Origin of the sequence: Burkholderia pyrrocinia, from assembly GCF_022809715.1 — a bacterium.
GTDB classification, from domain to species: domain Bacteria; phylum Pseudomonadota; class Gammaproteobacteria; order Burkholderiales; family Burkholderiaceae; genus Burkholderia; species Burkholderia pyrrocinia_C.
Window position 1 is genome coordinate 1,783,229 of the sequence record NZ_CP094459.1, and the last position, 24,729, is coordinate 1,807,957.

The window sequence follows — 24,729 nt, forward strand, 5'->3', positions numbered from 1 at the left end:
CGTTTACGTTAAATTGCGCTATCTCAGAATTTGACGGAGCAGATCGATGGCGATGGCGGAAGTGCTCGACCGACCCGCGGCAGCAACGGCAAACCCGTTCCTCGGCAGTTATCCGGACCTGCCGTTGCGCGCCGCGCCACGCGCGCGCCGTGCCGCGGAGCCCCGCGCGCAGGGCGCATTGCTCGACGTGCTGATCTCGCATCGCGCGATGCTCGTCAATGTCGCGCGCGGCTTCGTCGGCTGTGCGAGCCGTGCCGAGGACGTCGTGCACGACGTATTCGTGAAGCTCGTCGAATTCCCGAACCAGGACGCGGTGCGCCAGCCGGTCGCTTACGTGACGCGGATGGTGCGCAATGCGTCGATCGACGCGTGCCGCCGGCAGAGCCTCGAAAACGTCTATCACACGGAAGAGGACGACGGCTTCGACGTGCCGTCGCCGGAGCCGTCGCCGGAAGCCGCGCTGATGACGCGCGATACGCTGCGGCGCGTGTGGGCCGCGCTCGACGACCTGCCCGCGCGCAGCCGCGCGGCCTTCGAGATGGTGCGGCTGCGCGAGGAGACGCTGCAGACCGCGGCGCGCGCGCTGAACGTATCGCAGACGCTCGTGCATTTCATGGTGCGCGACGCGGAGCGCCACTGCGCGGAATGCCTCGACGCGTGCCATCGCGGCGTCGCGTGCCCGGTGTTCCTGGGCGGCCGTGCGCGGCGGCGGTAAAAAAACGCGCCGGCCAATCGTCTATCAGACAGGAACGGCGCAATCCGCCGCTTCGCATCCTTCAACCGCCTCCTGCTTTTTTCCGATCATGACGCAAGCCACGACGCCTTCCGCCGACACCGACGATCTCGTCTACACGGTCGTCATCAACGACGAAGAACAGTATTCGATCTGGCCGACGTTCCGGCCCGTGCCGGCCGGCTGGCGCGAGGTCGGCGTGAGCGGCCCGAAGGCCGACTGTCTCGCGCACATCGAGACCGTCTGGACCGACATGCGCCCCGCGAGCCTGCGCCGCGCAATGGACGGCGAGCGCGCGACGCGCGCCTCGTGACCCTCAGCGCCGCACCCGGCGCGCCACCTGAAGAGGACGTTGCATGACCCTGCTTTCGTTGCCGACGCTCGACGACCTGCGTATCGAGCCGGGGCTGCCCACCGTCGTGTCGCCGCGCGGCAGCGACGGGATGTCGATCGACGACGTCGCGCCGCTGGCGCGCGAGATCGCGGCCGACACGCTCGAACGGGCGGGCGGTGTGCTGTTCACGGGCTTTCACGTGCCGTCGATCGACGCGTTCCAGCAGTTCGCGGCATCGTTCGGCGATCCGCTGATCGGCTATGAATACGCGTCGACGCCGCGCAGCCAGGTCGAAGGCGCGGTCTACACGTCGACCGAATACCCGCCGCACCGCGCGATTCCGCTGCACAACGAGCAGTCGTATACGCGCGAATGGCCGCTGCGGATCTGGTTCCACTGCGCGCTCGCGGCGCCGAAGGGCGGTGCGACGCCGATCGCGGACAGCCGCGCCGTGTACCGCGCGCTCGATCCGGCGCTGATCGCGCGTTTCGAGCGGCGCGAGCTGCTGTACGTGCGCAATTTCGGGCAGGGGCTCGACCTGCCGTGGCAGCAGTCGTTCGGCACCGACGAGCCGGCCGAGGTCGAGCGGATGTGCGCGGCGCGCGGCATCGAATGCGCATGGCGCACCGACGACGACGGCGAACTGCTGCTGCGCACGCGTGAACGCTGCCAGGCCGTCGCGCGCCATCCGCGCACCGGCGACCGCGTGTGGTTCAACCAGGCGAACCTGTTCCACCTGTCCGCGCTCGACGACGACATGCAGGAAGCGCTCGTCGATGCGGTCGGGCTCGAGAACGTGCCGCGCAACGTGTACTACGGCGACGGCGAGCCGCTCGAAGCCGATGCACTTGCCGAGATCCGCGGCGTGCTCGACCAGCAGCGCATCGTATTCCCGTGGCGCACGGGCGACGTGCTGATGCTCGACAACATGCTGACCGCGCATGCGCGCGACCCGTTCGAGGGGCCGCGCAAGGTCGTCGTCGCGATGGCGCAGAGTTACACGGTCCCGCGCGCGACCGAACGGAGGACCGATGACGCGTAGTACCGCCGCGCTTGCCGCGCGCGGATTGACGGTAGGTTATCGCGACCATGTCGTGATCGACGGGCTGGACCTGTCGATCGCGGCCGGCCGCGTGACCGCGCTGTGCGGGCCGAACGGCTGCGGCAAGAGCACGCTGCTGCGCACGCTCGCGGGCCTGCAGCCCGCGCGTGCCGGCCATGTCGAAGTGAACGGCAAGCCGCTCGCGTCGTTTCGCCGTCGCGCGCTCGCGCGCGAGCTGACGATGCTCGCGCAGTTCAACCAGATTCCGTCGGGCCTCACGGTGCGCGAGCTCGTCGCGTACGGGCGCTATGCGTACGGCGGCTTCCTGCGCGGCCTGTCGCGCGCCGACCATGCGGCGATCGACGAGGCGCTCGAGACCAGCGGCCTTGCGGACGATGAGGGCCGCGACGTCGGCGCGCTGTCGGGCGGCGAACGCCAGCGTGCGTGGATCGCGATGGCGCTCGCGCAGCAGGCGCCGATCGTGCTGCTCGACGAGCCGACCACCTATCTCGACATCCATCACCAGCTCGACATCCTCGATGCGCTGCGCGCGCTGAACCGCGCGCGCGGGTTGACGATCGTGTGGGTGCTGCACGACCTGAACCAGGCGGCCGCGTACAGCGACGAGATCGTGCTGATGCGCGCGGGCCGCCTCGTCGCACAGGGCTCGCCCGACGCGATGCTCGATCCGGCGCGGCTGCGCGCGGCGTTCGGCGTCGAGATGCTGAAGCTCGCGCATCCGCAGACGGGCGCGCCGATGTGCGTGCCGGCCTACGGGCCGTCCACATCCGACACACCGCAGGCGGCAGGCGTCTTCGACCGGGATCTCGCCGTATGACGACGTTCGCGATGCGCAAGCGCCTCGCGGCGACGGGGAAGGGCGCGGCCACCGGCCGGGCCGGCACGATCGCGATCGGCCTCGTCGCGCTGATCGCGATACTCGCGGCGCTGCGCGTTGCACCCGATTTGCGCGTGTGGTGGGCGGCGGCGCCCGGCAGCGACGGTGCCGCGCTCGCGCATGTGTTCCTGTTCGACCTCAGCCTGCCGCGTGTCGCGGCCGCGCTCGTCGCGGGCGGCTGCCTCGGCATCGCGGGCGCGCTGTTCCAGTCGCTCACGCGCAATCCGCTCGCGTCGCCCGACCTGCTCGGCGTGACGGGCGGCGCGCAACTCGGCCTGCTCGCGGCGATGCTCGTGCCGGCACTGGCGGGCGTCGCATCGGTGCCGCTGCTGTTCGTGTGCGGGCTGGCCGCCGCTGCAGTCGCGATCGTCGCGGCCGGCGGCTGGCGCGCGACGCCGTTGCGGCTCGTGCTCGCGGGCAGCGTGTGCATGCTGCTGTTCGCGGCGCTGTCGACGCTCGTGCTCGCGTTCTTCGAGCAGAACATCGCGGGCGCCGCGCTGTGGACCAACGGCAGCCTGTACCAGCCGGGCGCGACGGGCCTCGCGCTCGCCGCGCGCTGGCTCGTCGTGCCGCTGATCGCGCTGCCGTTCGTGATCCGGCCGCTGAACCCGCTCACGCTCGGTGACGATGCCGCGGCCGCGGCCGGCGTGCGCGTCGATGCGACGCGGCTCGCCGCGACGCTCGTCGCGGTCGCGTTCACGAGCGTGGCCGTCAGTATCGCGGGCCCGCTGTCGTATGTCGGCCTCGTCGCGCCGAACCTGCTGCGCCAGGTGCGCGGTGCGCGCACGGCGCGGCTCGGCGTGCTGGTGCCGCTGTCGGCGCTCGCCGGCGGCGCGCTCGTGCTCGTCACCGACAGCGCGGTGCTCGCGTCGGGACTCGACGCGACACTGTCGACCGGCGTCGCGATCGCGCTGGTCGGCACGCCGCTGATGCTCGCGATGATCCGGAGCGGCGCCGCATGGTCGGGCGTGCTGCACGCGGATGCCGAACGCACGGCGGGCGGCGGCTCGACGCGGCTCGTCGGCTGGCTCGAACGGCTCGGCTGGCCGCTGCGCACCGCGCTGTTCGTCGTGGTCGGCGCGCTGGTGGTGTTGATCGGCGTGTCGGCCGGCCCCGAGTGGCTGTCGCCCGCGCGCTGGTCCGCCGCGCTGCACGGCCAGGATGCGCTCGCGCGGATGCTGATCGACCTGCGCATGCCGCGCCTGCTGTGTGCGCTGTTCGCGGGCGCGCTGCTGGCCGTGAGCGGCGTCGCGATGCAGAGCGTCGTGCGCAATCCGCTCGCGGGCCCCGAAGTGCTCGGCGTCACGCAGGGCGCGGGGCTCGTCACGCTGTTCGCATTGTCGACGTGGCCGCTGATGGGCCATGTGACGCTCGCGGCGGCCGCGCTGATCGGCGGCGGGCTGTCGCTCGCGATCACGCTCGCGCTGAATCACCGGCATCGTTATGCGCCGCTCGCGGTGGCGTTGACCGGTATCGTGATCGGCGCGCTGTGGACGACGCTCGCGCAATGGCTGATCACGCAGCAAAGCGTGCAGCCCGCGCGCTTCGTCGTGTGGCTCGTCGGCGGCACCTATGGCCGCAGCTGGGGCGAGGTGTCGATGCTGCTGCCGTGGTGCGTGCTCGCGGTACCCGTGTTCGCGTGGCTCGCGCGACCGCTCGACATGCTCGCACTCGGCGACGACCAGGCGGCCGCGCTCGGCCTGCCGGTGGCCGCGCTGCGGCCGCTCGCGCTGACGATCGCGACGCTCGCCGCGTGCGCGGCCGTCGCGGCGGTCGGGCCGGTCGGCTTCATCGGGCTGATGGCGCCGCACGTCGCGACGATGCTCGGCGCACGCCGGCATCGCACGCGGCTGTGGCTCGCGGCCGCATGCGGCGCGCTGATCCTCGGCGCCGCGGATCTCGCGGCGCGCACGGTCGTCGCGCCGCGCGAAGTGCCGGCCGGCGTGCTGACCGCGCTGATCGGCGCGCCGTACCTGCTCGGGCTGCTGATCCTCGAGGGGCGCCGCGCCCGGCGCGCGGGGCGATGACGCCGTCGCTCGACGGCGTGCGCGCCACGCGCTTCTCGGCGTTCGCGCCCGAACCGTTCGCCGACCATCTCGACGTCGTCTGGCTCGGCATGCCCGACGACACGCACGCGCCGGGCCGCATCGTCGTGCCCGTCAGCGCGTTGCCCGAGCATCGCGAGGCCGTGCTCGACGCGATGGTCCGTCATTACGGCGGCGATCCGGCGCAGCATGCGCGCGCGCTGATCTCGCAATGGAGCAAATACTATTTCGGTCGTGCGGCGCCGGCCGGTGTCGTCGCCGCGCTGACGCTCGGCCGGCCGCTCGACATGGCGCCCGAACGCACGTTCGTCGCGCTCGACGACGGGATGCCCGCCGCGCTGTATTTCGCGGCGGACGCGCTCGGCGCGCCGTGCGACGATCCCGCGCCGCGCTATGCGGGGCTCGTCGCGCATCTCGGCGCGGTGATCGATCTGCTCGCGGCGATGGGCCGCGTCACGCCGCGCGTGCTGTGGAGCAACGCGGGCAATCTGCTCGACTATCTGCTCGACACCTGTCGTTCGCTGCGTTGCGCGGCCGATCCTGTGCGCGACGCGGGCTGGCTGTTCGGCTCGTCGTGCTTCGCGTGCGAACCGAATCCGCTGCGCATGCCGGTGCGCGACGCCGTGCCGCGCTCGCCGCTGCTGCCGACACCGTTTCGCGCGCGCCGCGTGTGCTGCCTGCGCTACGAAATTCCTGGAGAAACGCAACTGTGTGGAAGCTGCCCCCTGCTATTGACGATGGACGACGCGGCGCTGGCCGGGCAGGACGCGATCCGGTGACGGATGCCGGCCGCCGGCACGCGTTGGGTGCGCTCGCCGCGCTCGGTGCCGCGTGCTGCGGCGTGTTTTCCGCGTCGGCCGGTGCGGTTGCCGTTGCCGGTGGCGGGCCCGGTACGCCGGGCGCCGTGTCGCTGGCCGGCAACCCCGTCGTGTCGCAGGCGAGCGCGAAGATGCCCGTGCGGCCGCAGCGCGTGGTCGCGCTCGACTTCATGTTCGCGGAAAGCGTGGTCGCGCTCGACCTCGTGCCGGTCGGGATGGCCGATACCGCGTTCTATCCGGGCTGGCTCGGCTACCAGAGCGACCGGCTCGCGCACGTGACCGACATCGGCTCGCGGCAGGAGCCGGGGCTCGAGGCGATCGCGGCGGTCAAGCCCGACCTGATCATCGGCGTCGGCTTCCGGCATGCACCGATCTTCGACGCGCTCGACCGGATCGCGCCGACAATCCTGTTCCAGTTCAGCCCGAATGTTTCCGACGGCGGCGTACCCGTTACGCAGCTCGACTGGATGCGGCAGATCTTCCGGACGATCGGCGCGGTGACGGGGCGCGACGCGCGCGCGCAGGCGGTCGATGCGCAGCTCGACGCGGGAATCGCGCGCAATGCGGCGCGGCTCGCGGCAGCGGGAAGAAAGGGCGAGCGCATCGCGCTGCTGCAGGATCTCGGCTTGCCCGACCGTTACTGGGCCTATACGGGCAACAGCACGTCGGCCGGCCTCGCGCGTACGCTCGGGCTCGATCCGTGGCCGAAGAAGCCGACGCGGGAAGGCACGCTGTACGTGACGTCGGCCGACCTGCTCACGCAGCGCGACCTGGCCGTACTGTTCGTGACCGCGTCGGGGATGGACGTGCCGCTGTCGGCGAAACTCGATTCGCCGGTGTGGCGCTTCGTGCCCGCGCTGCGCGACCGCCGGATCGCGCTCATTGAGCGCAACATCTGGGGGTTCGGTGGGCCGATGTCGGCGCTGAAGCTGGCCGACGTGATGACCGATACGATGCTGAAGCTGCCGGCCGTGCGTTGAGCGAGCGGCGCAGATACCGCCGTTTCGACGGGCATGACGTCGTGATCGGCTTGACGACCGATGGCCCCGGCCTTTCCTTGTCGCCAATCTCCGGCAACATTCCCTTCCGAATCGAACATCGCCGACGCGCTGCCATTGCGGCGCATCGGCGATCCATCGATGAATGGCTTACACGCTTAGCGCGTCGACACCATCCTGAGCACGCAAACGCGCGGGCATCGTGTCGCTGATGATGCGCCCGTTGTCGAGCTTCAGCAGCCGGTCGGCGAGATCGAAATAGCGGTCGTCGTGCGTAATCACGATCACGGCCTTGCCGCGTGCGCGCAGCTCGGGCAGCAGCTGCTCGTAGAACACGGCCTTGAACGACGGATCCTGGTCGGCCGCCCATTCGTCGAACAGGTAGAACGGCCGGTCTTCCAGATACGCGACGACGAGCGCGAGCCGCTTGCGCTGCCCGGTCGACAGCGCACGGGTCGAGAACGCGCCGTCGACCACTTTCACCTTGTGATCGAGCGCCAGCTTCGCAACGAGCGCGTTCGCCCGCGCATCGGCCTGCGCGCGGGCCGGATCGTCGGGATCGACGATGCCGAGCAGCGCATCGAACAGGTGGAAATCGTTGAACACCGCGCTGAAGCGCTGCCGGTACGCGGCCCGCTCGCGCCAGCCGATCGTGCGGCCGTCGGCCTCGATCGTGCCTTCCTCGGGCTCGTAGAGCCCCGTCAGCACCTTCGCGAGCGTCGTCTTGCCGCTGCCGTTGCCGCCGACGATGAACACGAGCTCGCCCGGCTTGATCGTCAGGTCGATCGGCCCGATGCTGAACATCCGTTCGTCGCGTTCGTGGAAATACGCGTGCGTGACGCCGCGCAACGTGACGGCGCCGGCCGGCGGCACGTCGGGCGCGTCGGCCGCGGGCGGCACCGTGCGCAGCGCGCCGAACTCGGCCATCACGCCTTCGATCCGCGTGAGCGACACGCGTGCCGCGTTGACGGTCGGCAGATTGTTCAGGAGGCCGTCGAGCGGCACGAGCATGAACAGAAACACGACGACATAACCGGCCGCCGTGCCCGGATCGGCATGCACGCCGAGCTGCGGCCAGAACGACGCCACGCCGAGGAATACGTAGAACAGGAAGATGATCCAGCCGACGCCGACCGCGTACGCGCTGAACGCGCGGCGGCGGTGGTCGCGCACTTCGCCGATCGCGGCGCCGAGCTGGCCGTCGACGAACTGGCGCGCGCGCGCATCGTGCAGCTTCAGTTCCTTTGCGCCGGAAAACAGCGAGCCGAGATAGCCGAACAGGCGGTCCTGCGCCTGGCCGGCCGCTTCGAGCGACGCGATCGCGCGGCGGTCGCCGGTGTGATAACCGAGCGAGCCAGCGATGATCGCGGCGAGCGCCAGCACGCACACGGGCCACGACAGCCACGCGAGGTAGCCGAGGCAGCCGAACACGATCGAGCCGTGCATGACCAGGTTCGGCAGCGCGAAGAACAGCATCGACACGTTGGTCGCGTCGTCGGTCAGTACCGACTGCACGGGCGCCGCGCCGATCCGCTCGATGTCGCGCAGTTCGGCCGCGCCGACGCGCCGCGCGAGATGCACGCGCAGCCGCGCCATCGTGTCCTGCGACAGGCGCGCGAACAGCGTGCCCGACACGATCCGCGTGACGAGCGCGATCACCGCGCACAGCGCGAAGCGCCACGCGAGCGACGCATCGGCCGCACCGGGTTGCGAGAGCGCGCGGTTCAGCGTCGCGACGAGCAGCACGCTCGCGACGCCGTTCAGCACGCACGCGGTAAGCGCCAGCGCGAGCGACGCGCGGCTTTCGCGCAGCAGCGCGAGGATCAGGCGCGCCGCGGGGCGGGCGGGCGAGGCGTCGAGGGACGGCGGGGAAGAAGGCTCGTGGGCAGCAGTCATCGGCAACGTCGGTAAAGGGAAGGCGAGCGAATACGCGGAAGCGGAAAAGTCGATGCGAAAGCGGCGGGCGGGGTGCGCCCGTTCCGGCTTTCCTTCCTGATAGACGAACGAGCCGCGCAAATATTTAGCAGCGCATGAAAAAAAATCGGCTGCACGCACTTTGAGCGCAAAACGGTAAAAAATCGGCTGCGCCGTTCGTCACACCAGTGAAGCCGCCCCAAGCGGCCCCGAGACTTGGCCTAAGCGGCCGGACCGAAGGACTTCACGCACATGACGAGTTTCCCGACTGCGCTGCATCACCGAATCCGCGAACTGGCGCGCATCGCGCCCGACGCACCTGCAATCGCGGTACCTTTCCGGAACGACTTGCGCCTGTCGCGCGGTGCGCTCGACGCGCGTGCGTCGCGGCTGGCCCGGCAACTGCGCGCGGCCGGCGTCGGCGCGGAAGTGCGGGTCGGCGTCTGCGTCGAGCGCTCGTGCGAGCTGTTCGTCGCGCTGCTGGCCGTGCTGAAGGCGGGCGGCGTGTTCGTGCCGCTCGATCCGCGTCATCCGGCCGCGCGCCTCGACTGGATCATCCAGGATGCGCAACTGCGGCACGGCATCGTCGACGAAGCCGGCCGCACGGCGCTGGGCATGCCGTTCGAATACGCGTTCGATGCGGCAGCGGAAGCGGTGGGCGAGCAGGACTTCGCTGCCGATGACGAAGACGTGCCCGTGCACCCGCGTGCGGCCGCCTACATGATCTATACGTCGGGCTCGACCGGCACGCCGAAGGCGGTCGTCGTCGAACACGGGCCGCTCGCCGCGCATTGCGACGCGCTCGCGGCCGCGCTGCCGATCGTCGCAGGCGACCGCCTGCTGCATTTCGCGTCGGTCAATTTCGACGCCGCTCATGAGTGCTGGCTCGCGCCGCTCGCGATCGGCGCCAGTATCGTCGTGGCGCCGCCGCAGCCGTTCGCGCCCGACGCAGCGCATGCGCTGATGGTGCGCGAATCGGTCAACGTCGCCGCGTTCCCGCCCGCGTACCTGCGCGAATTCGCGGCTGTCGCCGCGCGCGACGGCGTGCCGCCGGCATTGCGCGTGCTCGCGTTCGGCGGCGAAGCGCTGCCGCAGCAGGCATTCGAGTTCGTGCGCCGCACGTTCCCGTCGGTACGCCTGATCAACGGCTACGGGCCGACCGAGGCCGTGATCTCGCCGATGCTGTGGCCGGTCGAACCGGGCGAAGCGCCCGTGCTGGCCGCCGACGACGCGTATGCGTCGCTGCCGATCGGCCGCGTGATCGGCCCGCGCGTCGCGCGCATTGACGGCAATGAGGCCGCTGGCGTGGGCGAGCTGCTGCTCGGCGGCGTCTGCATCGCGCGCGGCTATCACGGCCGCCCGGCGCTGACGGCCGAACGCTTCATTCCCGATCCGGACGGCGAGCCGGGTGCGCGCGTCTACCGCACGGGCGATCTCGCCCGCCTGCGCGACGACGGCGCATTCGACTATCTCGGCCGCCTCGACGACCAGGTCCAGGTGCGCGGCGTGCGCGTGGAGCCCGCGGAAATCGCCGCGTGCCTGCGCTCGCATCCGGCCGTGGCCGACGCGGCGGTGGTCGCCGAAGCCGGCAACGGACCGACGCGGCTGATCGCATGCGTCGCGCTGCGCGCGGCGGCCGACGATGCGGCACTGAAGGCGCACGTTGCCACGCAGCTGCCGGCCGCATGGCAACCGCACCGGTTCGTACGTTGCGATGCGCTGCCGTATACGTTGAACGGCAAGATCGACCGTGCCGCGCTGCGCGAGCGGATTGCCGCCGCGCGCGACACGACGCAAGGTGCCGGCGCCGCGCCGCGCACGCCGACCGAGCAGCAGCTCGCCGGCCTCTGGCAGACGCTGCTCGGCCTCGACGCCGCGCCGTCGCGCGACGACCGTTTCTTCGCGCTGGGTGCCGATTCGCTCGCCGCGATGCAGTTGCAGGCCGCGATTCGCGCCGCATCGCGCGTGAACCTGCGGCTCGATACGCTGTTCGCCGATCCGGCGCTCGCCGAACTGGCCGAAACGGTCGATCGCGCGGAACGCGAGACAGGCGAGCCGCTGGCCGCCATTTCCGCGCGTCGCGCGCCGGCCGATACGGTCGCATCGGGCGCGCCGCACGTCGACCGTGCGGCGTCGCTCGCGCAGCAACGCTTCTGGGTGCTCGCGCAAACGCGCGATGCGAGCGCCGCGTATCACATCGCCGCGCACTGGACGCTCGACGGCACGCTCGATCGCGACGCGCTGCAGCGCGCGCTCGATCACGTGATCGGGCGTCATGAGGCGTGGCGCACGACGCTCGTCGACAACGACGACGGCATCGTGATGCAGCGGATTCATGCGCATCTGCCGGTGTCGATCGCCGACATCGACCTGCGCGACCAGCCGCCGGCCGCGCGCGACGCACAAGCCGCGCGGCTCGCCGAGCGCGATGCGGCCGAACCGTTCGATCTCGCACGCGGCCCGCTGCTGCGCGCGACGCTCGTCGCACTCGCCGACGACCGTCACCGCCTGCTGCTGACCGCGCATCACGCGATCACCGACGGCTGGAGCTCGCGCTGCGCGTTCGACGAACTGTCGGCTGCATACAGCGCGTATGCGGAAGGCCGAGAACCGTCGCTGCCTGATCTGCCGATCCAGTACGCCGACTACGCGGACTGGCAGCGCGACATGCTGGCCGGCGGCGAGGGCGAACGCCAGCTCGATTACTGGCGCGGCGCATTGCGCGACGTGCCGGGCCCGATCGCGCTGCCGGTCGACCGTCAGCCGGGCGCTGTGCGTACGCTGCAGGGTGCACGCGTGTCGGTGCGCCTGCCCGACGCGGTTGCGGCCGACGTGCGGCAACTCGCGCGCGACGCGCAGGCCACCGTCTTCACGGTGCTGCTGGCCGCGCTCGACGCATGGTTGTCGCGTCTGACCGGCGAAACGGACGTCGTCGTCGCGGTGCCGGTCGCGCATCGCCAGCGCGCTGAAACGCGCGCGTTGCTCGGGCTGTTCCTGAATACGGTCGCGCTGCGCGTGCGCGTGGCGCCGACGCTGCCGTTCCGCGCGCTCGTCGACGCGGCGCGCACGGCGGCGCTCGACGCGGTCGCGCACCAGGACGTGCCGTTCGAGCGTGTCGTCGATGCGGCGAAGCCGCCGGTCAAGCGCGGCGACGAATGGCTGCGCGTGAAATTCGCGCAGCAGTTCGACGCGCGGCACGACAGCGTGCTGCCGGGTGCGATCGCTGTTGCTACGCCGGGGCCCGATCTGGCCGCGCGTTTCGACTTCGCGCTGGATTTCACCGACGACGCGAACGGGATCGAACTGGTCGCGGCCTATGCGACCGACTGCATCGACGCCGACACCGCACGCGCGTGGCTCGACAGCTATGCGGCGCTCGTCGGCGCGGCCGCGCACGATCCGCAACGCGCGACGGCCGCGCTGCCGTGCGACGCATCGGCCGCATTGCGCCAGCCGCGCGACGGCCGCGCGCTGAGCGTCGAACATGCCGATATCGTCGCCGCGTTCGCGCGACAGGCGGCCGCGTATCCGCATCGCGTCGCGCTCGCCGATGCGTCGGCGTCGCTGACGTTCGCCGAACTCGACGATGCGTCGAACCGAATCGCGCGTGCGCTGACGCAGCGCGGTGTCGCCGCCGAAGCGTCCGTCATCGTCTGCATCGAACGTTCGGCGCGCTTCGTCGTCGGCCTGCTCGGCGCGCTGAAGGCCGGTGCGCTCGTCGTGCTGCTCGATCCCGCACAGCCGGCCGCACGACTCGCCGCGGCGGCAGCCGACTGCGGCGCGCGCTGGGCGCTCGTCGCGGATACGGCCGCGTGGCCGGCCGGCATCGACGCTCAGCCGCTCGACGTCGATACGCTCGCACAGGACGCGACGCTCGCGCATGCAACCGGCGTGCGCGTCGCACCGCATCCGGAACAGGGCGCGTACCTGATCTATACATCGGGCTCGACCGGCACGCCGAAGGGCGTCGTCGTGTCGCACGGCGCACTGGCCGACTACGTGCAGGGGATGCTCGACGAACTCGCGTTCGCGCCGGACGCATCGTTCGCGATGGTGTCGACCGTCGCGGCCGACCTCGGCCACACGACGCTGTTCGGCGCGCTGTGCGCGGGCCGCACGCTGCACCTGCTGCCGGCCGCGTGTGCGTTCGATCCCGACCTGTTCGCGGACGAGATGCGCCGCCGCGACGTCGGCGTGCTGAAGATCGTGCCGAGCCACCTGCAGGCGCTGCTCGACGCGCGCGTGCCGGCCGACGTGCTGCCGCGCCACGCGCTCGTGACGGGCGGCGAAACGCTCACGTGGGCGCTCGTTGCGCGCCTGGCCGCGCTCGCGCCGGCCTGCCGCGTGATCAACCATTACGGGCCGACCGAAGCGACGGTCGGCGCAATTGCGTGCGACACGGCGTCGATTGCCGCCGATGCGCGCGATCCCGCGAGCGGCGTGCCGCTCGGCCTGCCGCTGCCGAATGCGCGCGCGCTGGTGCTCGATGCGTTCGGCGCATGCGTGCCGGCCGGCGCGACGGGCGAGCTGTATCTGGGCGGGCCGGGCGTCGCGCGCGGCTACCTCGGGCGTCCGGCGCAGACCGCCGAACGCTTCGTACCCGATCCGTTCACGCCCGGCGCGCGGCTGTATCGCACCGGCGACCGCGTGCGATTGCGCGCGGACGGCCGTCTCGCGTTCCTCGGCCGCATCGACGACCAGGTGAAGATCCGTGGCTACCGCGTCGAACCGGGCGAGGTGAGTGCAGCCGTGCGCGCGGCCGGCCCGGTCGCGCAAGCCGAAACGCTTGCGATCGAGTACGACGGCCGCCTGCGGCTCGCGACCTTCGTCGTGATGCGCGACGGCGCGGCATTCGACGAGGCCGCGATGCGCGCGGCGCTTGCCGCGAAGCTGCCCGACTACATGGTGCCCGCGCAGCTCGTCGTGCTCGCGCGCCTGCCGGTGACCGCGAACGGCAAGATCGATCGCGCGGCGCTGCGCGAACTGGCGGCCGCGCCGGTCGCGATCGCGTCCGGCGATGCGCCGCAGGGCGCGGTCGAAACGGTGCTCGCCGAAGTCTGGCAGGCCGTGCTGAAGGCGCCGCAGGTGGGCCGCGACGACAACTTCTTCGAACTCGGCGGCGATTCGATCCTCGTGCTGCAGGTGATCGCTCGTGCGCGCAAGCGCGGCGTGCGCTTCACGCCGAAGCAACTGTTCGACAACCCGACGGTGGCCGAACTCGCACGCATCGCGAAGACCGAGGACGTGACTCCTACCGCGCAGCCTGCAATCGCAACCGCAGTGGCGACGCCGGCTGCCGCGCCAATCCTGACGCCCGCGCAGCAACGCTTCTTCGCGCTCGACGTCCCGCAGCGCGGCCACTGGAACCAGTCGGTCGCGTTCGACGTGCGCGGGCCGTTCGACGCGGACGCGTTCGCGCGCGCATTCGATGCGTTGCTGACGCATCACGACGCGTTCCGCCAGCGCTTCGCGCTTGGTGCGGACGGCACGTGGCACGCGAGCGATGCCGCTAAGCCATACGATGCGCTGCCGTTCGTCGAAGTCGCCGCACGCGACGAAGCCGACGCGCTCGCGCGCTTCGACGCATTGCAGCGCCGTCTCGACCTCGGCCGCGGGCCGCTCGCGTGCGCGTGCGCGGCACGGCTGCCGGACGGCTCGACGCAGCTTTATCTCGCGATTCACCACGCGATCGTCGACGGCGTGTCGTGGCGCATCCTGCTCGACGACCTCGACACGGCCTACCGCGCCGCATGCAACCGCACGCCGGTCCGGCTGTCGCAGCCGGGCCTGCGCGCGGATGCATGGGCCGCACGACTCGCGCGCGCCGCGACGGAACCGGCATCGCCGTTTGTAGCCGAAGCCGCGTACTGGGCCGGGATGGCGCAGGGCGGCGACCTCGTGCCCGATCATCCGGACGCAGCGGCGACGAATGCCGATGCAGCCGTCGTCGTGCAGACGATCGACGCGGCATTGACCCGCGCGGCGCTGACCGATGCGCATGCGGCCTATCGCACGCAGACGATCGAACTGCTGGGCGCGGCGCTCGCGCTGGCGCTATCCGGCGCACGCGGCGGTGGCGCATCGTGCCGCGTCGAACTGGAAGGGCACGGCCGCGAGGCGCTGTTCGACGATGCGGACGCGAGCCGCACGATCGGCTGGCTGACGAGCCACTACCCGGTGACGCTGCCGGTCGAAGCGACTGCGAGCGACACGCTGTGCGCGGTCAAGGACACGCTGCGCGCGGTGCCGCACAAGGGGCTCGGCTTCGGCGTGCTCGCGCACTACGGCGATGCGGCGACGCGCGCGGCGCTGGCCGCCGTGCCGCGCCCGCGCGTCACGTTCAACTATCTCGGCCAGTTCGACGCGCCGCGCGACGCGACGCTCGTGCCGCGTTTCGGCGGCACCGGCGTCGAGCGCGATCCGCGGGGGCCGCTGGGCAATACGCTCGCGATCCACGCGTACCTCGATACGGACCGCGACGGCGCACGCACGCTGAAAGTGCACTGGGTCTATGGCGTGCCGCAGTTCGAGCGCGCGACGATCGACGCGTTCGCCGAACGCTTCGCGGCCGCGCTGCGGGAACTCGTTGAAGCCTGCGCGTCGCGCGTCGCGCATCGCGGCGGCGGCGCGACGCCGGGCGATTTCCCGCTCGCGCAGGCCGCCGGCCTCACGCAGGCGGCGATCGAACGCACGCCGCTCGATTGGCGCACGATCGACGACGTGTATCCGCTGTCGCCGATGCAGCAGGGCATCCTGTTCCATGCGCTGTTCGCGCCCGGCCACGCGAGCTACGTGAACCAGCTCGTCGCGAACGCGACCGCGCTCGATGCCGACCGCCTCGCGGCCGCGTTCGACGCGTCCGTCGCTCGCCACGACATCCTGCGCACGAGCGTGATGCCCGACGAAGCCGCGCCGCTGCAGTGCGTGCATCGCCACGCGCAGATGCTGGTCGAGCAGCTCGACTGGCGCACGCGCGGCGACACGCTCGACGCCGATTTCGACGCATGGCTCGCGGCCGACCGCGCACGCGGTTTCGACTGGCGCGAGCCGCCGCTGATGCGGCTTGCGCTGATCCGCGTGACGGACGACGCATGGCGCGTCGTGTGGACGCGTCACCACGTGCTGCTCGACGGCTGGAGCACCGCGCGCCTGCTCTCCGACGTGCTGCGCGACTATCGCGACCCGGATGCGGTGTCGCCGTTCGCGAGCCGTCCGGCGCTGCGCTATCGCGACTTCATCGCGTGGCTCGGCACGCGCGACCGCGATGCCGACGAGCGCTTCTGGACCGAGCGCCTCGCGCGGCTCGACGCGCCGACGCTGATCGCGGAACGCGCGGCCGACCGCGCGGACGCCGAGATGGTCACGTGGCGCGCGACGATCGATGCGGACGCGATGACGCGCGTCGCGCAGACGGCGCGCGCACTGAAGCTGACGGTCAACACGCTGGTGCAGGGCGCATGGGCACTCGCGCTGCAGCGGATGACGCACCAGCCGGCCGTCGCGTTCGGCGCGACCGTCGCGGGCCGCCCCGATGCGCTCACGGACGTCGACACGGTGCTGGGTCTTTTCATCAACACGCTGCCGGTGATCACCGCACCCGCGCCGCAGCAACGCGCGGCCGACTGGCTGCAAACGCTGCAGCGCGACAACGCGGCGGCCGCCGAGCATGCACATACGCCGCTCGCCGACATCCAGCGTTGGGCGCGCGGCGCGGGTGGTGCACTGTTCGACACGCTGGTCGTGTTCGAGAATTACCCGGTGGACGACACGGCGCGCGACGCCGATCCGCGCGCGCTTGCGCTGAGCGGCGTACGCAGCATCGAAGCGACCGATTTTGCGCTGACGCTCGTGATCGAGAGCGGTGTCGAGTTGACGATCGACTACGGCTACGACACCGCGCGCGTCGATGCGCGGCAGGTCGAGACCTGGCACCGTGCGTTCGCGTGCGCGCTCGATGCGCTGGCCCGCACGCCGGACGCGCTGCTCGGCACGCTGTCGATCGCCGACGACGCAACCCGCGACGCGCTGGCGCTTGCGCGGGACACCGCGCATGCGTGGCCGGCTTCGCAACGGCAGCCGCTGCACCTGCAATTCGCCGATGCGGCACAAGCGACGCCCGACGCGATCGCGCTTGAATACGCGGACGTTCATGGCGGCGTGCATCGTGCGACCTATCGGGAACTCGATATCAGCACGTCGCGTATCGCGGCCGCGCTGCGCCGGCGAGGTGTGCAGCCCGACACGCCGGTCGCGCTGTGCGTCGAGCGTTCGTTCGACATGGTGATGGCGCTCGTCGGCGTGCTGAAGGCCGGCGCCGCCTACTTGCCGGTCGATCCCGACTATCCGGCCGAGCGCATCGCGTACCTGCTGCGCGACGCGCGGCCGGCCGTCACGATTACGCAGGCGCACCTGCGCGAGCAGGTCGAAGCCGCGCTTGGCGACGGTGCCGCGACGCAGTTGCTGACGGTTGCGGACCTGCTCGCCGATGAAGCGGACGAAGATGAAGAAGCGCCTGCGGGCATCGCCATCGACGACGCCCGACTCGCGTACCTGATCTACACATCGGGCTCGACCGGCAAGCCGAAGGGCGCCGGCAACACGCACGGCGCACTCGCGAACCGGATCGCGTGGATGCAGTACGCATACCGTCTGACGCGCGACGACGTCGTGCTGCACAAGACGCCGTTCGGTTTCGACGTGTCGGTCTGGGAATTCGTGTGGCCGCTGGCGATCGGCGCGAAGCTCGCGATCGCCGCGCCCGGCGACCATCGCGATCCGGCGCGTCTCGCGGCCGCGATTCATGCGCATGGCGTGACGGTGCTGCATTTCGTGCCGTCGATGCTCGCCGCGTTCGCCGCGTATCTCGACGATTTCTCGGCCGCCGCGCAATGCGACAGCGTGCGCCTGATCGTCGCGAGCGGCGAGGCGCTTGCGCCCGAACTCGTCGCGAAGATCGCACGGCTGCTGCCGAGCGCGACGCTCGTGAACCTGTACGGGCCGACCGAAGCCGCGATCGACGTGTCGCACTGGACCTGCAGCCCCGACGACGCGAACGCGGCCGCGGTGCCGATCGGCCATCCGATCGCGAACCTGCAACTGCACGTGCTCGATGCCGCATGGCAGCCGGTGCCGGCCGGCGCGACCGGCGAACTGTATCTCGCGGGCGCGGGGCTGGCGCGCGGTTATCTCGGCCGCCCGGCGCTGACTGCCGAGCGTTTCGTGCCCGATCCGTTCGTGCCGGGCGCACGCATGTACCGCACGGGCGACCTCGCACGCCGGCGCGCCGACGGCGCGCTCGACTATCTCGGCCGCGTCGATACGCAGGTGAAGCTGCGCGGCCAGCGGATCGAGCCGGGCGAGATCGAGGCGCTGCTGCGCGCGGCGCCCGGCGTGAACGATGCAGTCGTGATCGTGCGCGACGAGCAATTGATCGGCTATGTCGCGCGCGGCGACGCCGGCTCGCTCGACCGTGCGGCGCTGCTCGACACGTTGCGTGCGCAACTGCCGGCCTACATGGTGCCGTCGCAACTGATCGAGCTCGACGCATTGCCCGTCACGCCGAACGGCAAGTGCGACCGTCATGCGTTGCCCGCGCCGGTGCGCGAAGCGGCCGAAGCCGTCGAACTCGCGACCGATACCGAACGTGCGCTCGCGGATATCTGGCAACGCGTGCTGCATGTCGATGCGATCGGCCGCGACGGCGATTTCTTCCTGCTCGGCGGCCACTCGCTGCTCGCGACGCAGGCCCACGCGCAGGCGAACCTGCACTGGGGGCTCGCGCTGCCGCTGCGCACGCTGTTCGACACACGCACGCTCGCGCGCTGCGCGGAAGCGATCGACGCGGCCTGCGCGGCCCGCGGCGCGACCGATGCGGCGAGCGCGATCGATGCGCTGCTCGGCGAACTGGAAACCCAATAAGGACGACGGATGACGAAGGTTCAACCCGACTGGCTCGCGCTCGCGACGCGTTTCGCGCAACTGCCCGACGCGCAGCGCGCGGTGTTCATCGACAAGCTCGGCGCGGCCGGCATCGACTTCCGCGTGCTGCCGATCCCGCCGCGCACGCCGCGCAGCGACCGCGTGCCGGCGTCGTTCGCACAGACGCGGCTGTGGCTGCATGCACGGCTGATCGATGCGCCCGATGCGTATCACATCACCGAGCGCCTGGCGCTGACGGGCCCGCTCGACGCGCATGCGCTGCGTCTTGCCTGCGATGCACTGATCGCCCGCCATGAAGCGTTGCGTACGACCTTCGACGAGGCGCAGGACGGTGTTGCGCAAACGATCCACGCGCCGCTGCGCTGCCCGTGGCGCGAAACCGATCTCGAAGCGTTGCCGGATGCGCAGCGCACCGCGCGCGCGGAGGCCGTCGCGACGGCCGACGAAGCCGAACCGTTCGATCTCGGCACGCCGCCGCTCGTGCGTGCGCATCTGGTCCGCTTCGACGCGACGCATCACTGGCTCGCGCTGACGGTGCATCACATCGTGTCGGACGGCTGGTCTTCGGGCGTGATGCTGGAAGAACTCGCGGCGTTCTACCGCGCGTATGCATCCGACCAGCCGGTGCCGCTCGCGCCGCTGCCGATCCAGTACGCCGACTACGCGCTGTGGCAGCGCCGCTGGCTCGACGCCGGGGAACGCGATCGCCAGCTTGCGTTCTGGCGCGAACGGCTCGATCCGCAGCGCGGCGTGCTGACGCTGCCGGGTGCAGCCGCACGACCGGCGCGCCGCAGTGCGCGCGGCGCTCGCCATGTGTTTTCGCTCGATGCGCGCATCGGCGCGCAACTGCGTGCGTTCGCGGCCGCGTCGGGTGCGACGCCGTTCGCGGTGCTGCTCGCCGCGCTCGATGCGCTGCTCGCGCGCGCGACCGGCGATGCGCGGATCTGCGTCGGCGTGCCGGCCGCGAACCGCGAACGTGCGGAAGTCGCCGGCCTGATCGGCTTCTTCGTCAACACGCTGGCGATCGACGTGGACGTGCCCGCGCGCGGCGATTTCTCGTCGCTGGTTGCGCGCACGCAGCGCGCGCTCGTCGACGCACAGATGCACCAGGACGTGCCGTTCGAGCAGGTGGTCGATGCGCTCGGCGTGCCGCGCAGCGCGAGCCACCATCCGCTGTTCCAGGTGATGGCAGCGTACGGCGAGCGCCGCGCGCTGCCGGCGCTCGGCGCGGCAGCCGCCGCGTTGCTGCCGTCCGGCACGCCGTCCGCGAAATTCGATCTCACGCTCTCCGTCGAGGCAACGCCCGACGGTACGTTCGACGCCGCGTTCATCTACGCGCTCGACCTGTTCGACGCCGACGCGATCGCGCGGCTGGCCGCGCGCTTCGTCACGCTGCTCGCCGATGCGCTCGCGCGGCCTGACCTGCCGACCGGCGATCTCGACTGGCTGCCCGCCGACGAGCGCGCGCAGCTCTTTGCGTGGAACGCGCCGGCGGGCGCGACCGAAGCCGAACCGTTCGTGCCCGTGCATGCGCGCATTGCCGCACATGCGCACGCGCGGCCCGACGCACGCGGCGTCGCCGATATCGATCGTGCACTGACGCGCGGCGAGGTCGATGCACGCGCGGCACGCCTCGCGCGTCATCTGGTGGCGGCAGGCGTGCGGCCCGAGATGCGCGTCGGCGTCGCGCTGCAGCGCTCGGTCGACCTGCTCGTCGCGCTGATCGCGGTGCTGAAGTCCGGCGCCGCGTTCGTGCCGCTCGATCCGGCCCATCCGCGCGAACGGCTCGCGCAGATCGTCGGCGACGCGAGCATCGCGCACGTGCTGACCGATGGCTCAAGCGCCGCATCGTTGCCCGAGCTGCCGGAACTGCGCGTGTGGCGCGCCGACGAAATCGATGCGCTCGACGAAGCCGCCGGCGTCGCGCTGCCCGACGTGCTGCCGGGCCATGCCGCCTACGCGATCTACACGTCGGGCTCGACCGGCAAGCCGAAGGGCGTGATCGTCGACCACGCGTCGTTCGCGCTGCACTGCGCGGCGATTGCCGAGCGCTACGGCGCGGGCGAGAACGACGTGTTCCTGCTGTTCCAGTCGGTCAACTTCGACGGCGCGCACGAAGGCTGGTTTTCGCAATACATGTCGGGCGCCGCCGTGTCGGTGACGGCCGACGTGCTGTGGCCGCCCGCACAGACCTGCGCGATGATGGTCCGCGACGGCGTCACGATGACCTACGTGCCGCCCGGCTGCGCCGCGCAGCTCGCCGAATGGGCGCTCGCGCACGGCGCACCGCCGACGCTGCGTTCGCTGACCGTCGGCGGCGAGGCGACGTCGCGCGAGGCGTTCGCGATGCTGCGCCGTGCGCTGCCGAACGTGCGTGTGGTCAACGGCTACGGCCCGACCGAGACGGTCATCACGCCGACGCTGTGGATGTTCCGGCCCGGCGACGATCTCGCGACGCTCAGCGACGCCGCGTATCTGCCGATCGGCACGCTGGTCGGCGCGCGCACCGCACACGTGCTCGACGAGCGGCTGCATCCGCTGCCGGTCGGCGTGATCGGCGAACTGTATCTGGGCGGCGAGGGGATCGGCGTCGCACGCGGCTATCTCGACCGCCCGGCGCTGACGGCCGAGCGCTTCGTGCCCGATCCGTACGGTGCGCCGGGCGCGCGCCTGTACCGCACCGGCGACCTCGTGCGGCGCCGCGCGGACGGCGTGTTCGACTTCATCGGCCGCGTCGATCACCAGGTGAAGCTGCGCGGATTGCGCATCGAGCTCGGCGAAATCGAGGCGCAACTGGCCGCGCACGATGCGGTGCGCGAAGCGTGCGCAGTCGTGCACGGGCAGGGCGCGCTTGCGCAGCTCGTCGCATATGTGGAACTGACCGCCGATGCACGGGCGGCCGCGCAGCCCGTCGAAGCCGCGACGCTCGATGCGCACCTGCGCCGCACGCTGCCCGACTACATGGTGCCCGCGCAACTGATCGTGCTCGATGCGCTGCCGCGCAACGCGAACAGCAAGGTCGACCGCGCGCGGCTGCCGGCACCGGTGCGCGTCGAACGTGCGTACGAGGCGCCGCGCGACGGCGACGAAACCGCGCTCGTGGCGATCTGGTGCGACGTGCTGAATCTCGAGCGCGTCGGCCGTGGCGATCACTTCTTCGATCTCGGCGGCCATTCGCTCGCCGCCGTGCGCGTCGCGACGCGCGTGGCCGAACGGCTCGGCCGCGACGTGCCGGTGCGCGCGCTGTTCGAGGCGCCCGTGCTCGCGCAGTACGCGCTGCAGGTGGCCGACGCGCCGCGCGCCGCGCATGCCGGCGCTGCAGCGCCGGGCGTCGCGGTGGCCAAACCCGATGCGAACGGCGTGTGGCCGCTGTCGCCCGCGCAGCTCGGCCTGTGGTTCCTGTGGCGCGCGCAGCCGGACAGCGCCGCGTACAACATCCCGGTCGCGCTGCGCATGCGCGGCCCGCTCGACATCGATGCGCTGCGCGCCGCGTTCTCGGATGCGGCGGCCGTGCATCCGGCGCTGCGCGCGCGGCTCGTCGCTCGCGACGGCGCGCTGCCGGGCCAGTGGATCGACGTGGCGGCGCCGGTCGAATTGCCGGTCGTCGACCTGTCGGCGCAACCCGATGCGCTTGCCCGCGCGGCGGCGTTGACCGCTGACGATGCACTCACGCCGTTCGATCTCGCAGCCGATGCGCCGCTATGGCGCGCATGCGTGCTGCGGCTCGGCGCGGATGACCACGTGTTGTCGGTGACGATCCATCACATCGTGTCGGACGGCGAATCGATCGAGCTGTGGCTCGATGCCGTTCGTGCGCGCTATGTCGCTCGCGTAGGCGGCGACGCCGTGCCGGCAGAAGAGGCCGTCCAACCGGCCCCGCTCGTGCTGCCCGCACCGTGCCATCCGGCTCGCGTCGCGTACTGGCGTGACGCGCTGGCCGATTTGCCGTCGCGCGTGCTGCCGCAGCGCGCGGACGCGCCGGCCGTGCCGCAATGGCGCGCGGCACGCATCGCGTTCGAATTCGACGCGTCGCTGATTCGCGCCGCACGCGACGCCGCATCGGCCGCGCACGCGACGCTGCCGATGCTGCTGCACGCGGCACTCAACACCGCGTTGTTCCGCGCGACGGGCGCGGCCGACCAGCCGGTCGGCGTGCTCGCGTCGACCCGCGAACTGACCGGCGATGCGGCACGCGCTGCGCTCGGCCTGTTCATCAATTCGGTCGTCGTGCGTACGCGGATCGACCCGGCTGCGCGCCGTGCGGACGTGCTCGCCCACGTGCGCGATACGGCGCTGGCCGCGTATGCGCATGCCGACGTGCCGTTCGCCGACGTCGTCGCGGCGCTGCGCGCGCCGCGTGCCGCGCAGGCCAATCCGCTGTTCCAGGTGATGTTCAACTACCTGCGCCCGACGGGTGCGGCCGCGCGCGACTGGGCCGGCCTGTTGCTTGCCGAATTCGACGACGTGCGCCATCGCGTCGTGTTCACGCTGGAGCTGGACGTCGTCGAGCATCCGGACGGCCGCGTGAGCGCCGCGTTCTCGTATGCGGACGAACTGCTCGACGGCGGTTTCGTCGATGCGCTGGTCGATGTCTATCACGACGAAGTCGCGCGCTTTGCCGGTGCATCGGAGGCGGCGCTTGGTGCACCCGATACGCGTGCCGTCGCGCACGCGAACTTCATTGCACAGACGAACGCAGAAGCACCGCCCAACGCGCCGTCGCACACGGCCGCCGTGCTCGCGGCGCTGTGGTCGGACACATTCTCGACGGCCGCGCCCGAACCTGGCGCCGACCTGTTCGAAGCCGGCGCGACGTCGTTCGACGTCGTGCGCTTCATCGACGCGGCAGGCCGTGCCGGTCACGCGCTGACGGTCGCCGACGTGTTCGCGTCGCCGACGCTCGCGGCACTCGGCACACGGCTCGATGCACGCGCGGAAACAGGACAGGAGGAGCGCCATGCTGGCTGAAGTGCGTCCCGACGGATTCACGATGCCCGATACGTGCCGCCTCGCATTCGCGGACGGCCTGTTCGCCGCGCGCGACGGCACGGAGATCCGCGTCGCGCAGGGCCACGGCATCGGCGCGCAGTTGCTGCGCGCACAACTCGCCGACGACGGCACGCTGCGCCTCGTCGCATACAACCATCGTGCGGCGCCTGCCGACCAGCGGCGCGCGCTGCTGGCCGCGTTGTCCGCGGCGTTTTCGGACGGTGCGCATCACGCGGCGATCCGGCTCGACCCGGCCGCGTGGCCGGCGGTCGCGCTCGATGCGCTGCGCGCGAGCGGCGTGCTCGCCGACGGCGGCCGCTGCATGCGCGACGGCTGGGCGCAGCAGGCCGATCTGTGGCTCGTCGGCACGCACCTGCCGTGCGCGACGCTGCCGATGCTTACCGACGGCCGGCGTCATCCGCGCCGGCCGCCGGCGCCGCGCGGCGACGTCTACGCGCGCGACCTGCCGGCGCTCGGCGTGCGCTTCACGCTGCGCGGCTGGCAGCCGGCGGAGGACACCGTGCGGCTCGCGCGCTGGTTCGACGAGCCGCGCGTGCGCGACGGCTGGCCGGGCGCGCAGCCCGGCGCGGACGGCCCGCAAGGGGCCGCACCCGACGCCGATCCGCACGTGACGCCGCTCGTCGGCTGTTTCGACGGCGAGCCGTTCGCGTACTTCGAGGCGGTCTGGCTGAAGGAAGACGCGCTTGCGCCGCACGTCGCGGCGCGCGACTACGACCGCGGGCTGCGGATGCTGGTCGGCGAATCGCGCTGGCGCGGCCCGCATTGCGTGGCGGGCTGGCTGCCGTCCGTCGTTCATTACCTGTTTCTCGACGACCCGCGTACCGAAGCGGTCGGCTGTGCCGTTCCGGCCGGCCACGCGCGGGTTGCCGACCATCTCGCGCGGCATGGCTTCGCGCGGCAGCGCCGTCTCGCGCTGGCCGACGCGCAGCCGCTGTGGATGCGCACGCTGCGCGAGACGTTCTTCTCCGGTCGTCACGTCTGACGGGCCGGAATCACCG

At 71.6% G+C, this 24,729-nt stretch carries 11 protein-coding genes; 10 read left to right on the plus strand and 1 reads right to left on the minus strand.

What is annotated here, in order from left to right; translation table 11 throughout:
- The first annotated feature begins 46 nt into the window (after positions 1 to 46).
- The 7 genes from MRS60_RS08360 to MRS60_RS08390 all read left to right on the plus strand — a co-directional run bounded on the left by MRS60_RS08360 (position 47) and on the right by MRS60_RS08390 (position 6,850).
- On the plus strand, positions 47 to 715 hold the full coding sequence (locus MRS60_RS08360) for an RNA polymerase factor sigma-70 (protein WP_034184136.1): 669 nt from the start codon (positions 47 to 49) through the stop codon (positions 713 to 715).
- A gap of 88 nt (positions 716 to 803) precedes the next feature.
- Positions 804 to 1,046 (plus strand): MbtH family protein, encoded by a 243-nt coding sequence (locus tag MRS60_RS08365; protein WP_047900635.1) that lies wholly within the window; start codon positions 804 to 806, stop codon positions 1,044 to 1,046.
- Positions 1,047 to 1,089: 43 nt separating this feature from the next.
- Entirely contained in the window at positions 1,090 to 2,109 is a 1,020-nt protein-coding gene (locus MRS60_RS08370) for a TauD/TfdA family dioxygenase (RefSeq protein WP_105390206.1), read from the plus strand.
- Positions 2,099 to 2,947 carry an ABC transporter ATP-binding protein gene (locus tag MRS60_RS08375; RefSeq protein WP_243565572.1) on the plus strand — a complete coding sequence of 283 codons (849 nt, stop codon included), beginning with the start codon at positions 2,099 to 2,101 and terminating at the stop codon, positions 2,945 to 2,947. Before MRS60_RS08370 ends, MRS60_RS08375 begins: the two co-directional genes overlap by 11 nt.
- Positions 2,944 to 5,034 carry a Fe(3+)-hydroxamate ABC transporter permease FhuB gene (gene fhuB, locus MRS60_RS08380; protein ID WP_243565573.1) on the plus strand — a complete coding sequence of 697 codons (2,091 nt, stop codon included), beginning with the start codon at positions 2,944 to 2,946 and terminating at the stop codon, positions 5,032 to 5,034. Before MRS60_RS08375 ends, fhuB begins: the two co-directional genes overlap by 4 nt.
- Entirely contained in the window at positions 5,031 to 5,831 is an 801-nt protein-coding gene (fhuF, locus tag MRS60_RS08385) for a siderophore-iron reductase FhuF (protein WP_175749376.1), read from the plus strand. The genes fhuB and fhuF overlap by 4 nt, the downstream gene beginning before the upstream one ends.
- Entirely contained in the window at positions 5,828 to 6,850 is a 1,023-nt protein-coding gene (locus MRS60_RS08390) for an ABC transporter substrate-binding protein (protein ID WP_243565574.1), read from the plus strand. The genes fhuF and MRS60_RS08390 overlap by 4 nt, the downstream gene beginning before the upstream one ends.
- Positions 6,851 to 7,018: 168 nt before the next feature.
- On the opposite strand, the gene MRS60_RS08395 is transcribed toward MRS60_RS08390, so the two are convergent.
- Complete coding sequence (locus MRS60_RS08395) at positions 7,019 to 8,764, minus strand: cyclic peptide export ABC transporter (protein ID WP_243565575.1); 1,746 nt, start codon at positions 8,762 to 8,764, stop codon at positions 7,019 to 7,021.
- Positions 8,765 to 9,034: 270 nt separating this feature from the next.
- Between MRS60_RS08395 and MRS60_RS08400 the strand changes: the two genes are divergently transcribed.
- From MRS60_RS08400 to MRS60_RS08410, 3 genes are read left to right on the plus strand one after another with little or no spacing between them, the layout of a single operon-like run.
- Positions 9,035 to 18,700 (plus strand): non-ribosomal peptide synthetase, encoded by a 9,666-nt coding sequence (locus MRS60_RS08400; protein WP_243565576.1) that lies wholly within the window; start codon positions 9,035 to 9,037, stop codon positions 18,698 to 18,700.
- Between the two features lie 9 nt (positions 18,701 to 18,709).
- Positions 18,710 to 23,689 carry a non-ribosomal peptide synthetase gene (locus MRS60_RS08405; RefSeq protein WP_243565577.1) on the plus strand — a complete coding sequence of 1,660 codons (4,980 nt, stop codon included), beginning with the start codon at positions 18,710 to 18,712 and terminating at the stop codon, positions 23,687 to 23,689.
- Positions 23,679 to 24,713, plus strand: coding sequence for a GNAT family N-acetyltransferase (locus MRS60_RS08410; protein WP_034184146.1), 1,035 nt, complete (start codon positions 23,679 to 23,681; stop codon positions 24,711 to 24,713). The genes MRS60_RS08405 and MRS60_RS08410 overlap by 11 nt, the downstream gene beginning before the upstream one ends.
- Positions 24,714 to 24,729 lie beyond the last annotated feature (16 nt).

What these genes read in the sequence shown, in the direction of transcription:
- MRS60_RS08405 (WP_243565577.1), top strand. Translation starts at nt 18,710, where the DNA reads ATGACGAAGGTTCAACCCGACTGGCTCGCGCTCGCGACGCGTTTCGCG.
- MRS60_RS08370 (WP_105390206.1), top strand. Translation starts at nt 1,090, where the DNA reads ATGACCCTGCTTTCGTTGCCGACGCTCGACGACCTGCGTATCGAGCCG.
- fhuF (WP_175749376.1), top strand. Translation starts at nt 5,031, where the DNA reads ATGACGCCGTCGCTCGACGGCGTGCGCGCCACGCGCTTCTCGGCGTTC.
- MRS60_RS08410 (WP_034184146.1), top strand. Translation starts at nt 23,679, where the DNA reads ATGCTGGCTGAAGTGCGTCCCGACGGATTCACGATGCCCGATACGTGC.
- MRS60_RS08395 (WP_243565575.1), bottom strand. Translation starts at nt 8,764, where the DNA reads ATGACTGCTGCCCACGAGCCTTCTTCCCCGCCGTCCCTCGACGCCTCG.
- MRS60_RS08365 (WP_047900635.1), top strand. Translation starts at nt 804, where the DNA reads ATGACGCAAGCCACGACGCCTTCCGCCGACACCGACGATCTCGTCTAC.
- fhuB (WP_243565573.1), top strand. Translation starts at nt 2,944, where the DNA reads ATGACGACGTTCGCGATGCGCAAGCGCCTCGCGGCGACGGGGAAGGGC.
- MRS60_RS08400 (WP_243565576.1), top strand. Translation starts at nt 9,035, where the DNA reads ATGACGAGTTTCCCGACTGCGCTGCATCACCGAATCCGCGAACTGGCG.
- MRS60_RS08360 (WP_034184136.1), top strand. Translation starts at nt 47, where the DNA reads ATGGCGATGGCGGAAGTGCTCGACCGACCCGCGGCAGCAACGGCAAAC.
- MRS60_RS08375 (WP_243565572.1), top strand. Translation starts at nt 2,099, where the DNA reads ATGACGCGTAGTACCGCCGCGCTTGCCGCGCGCGGATTGACGGTAGGT.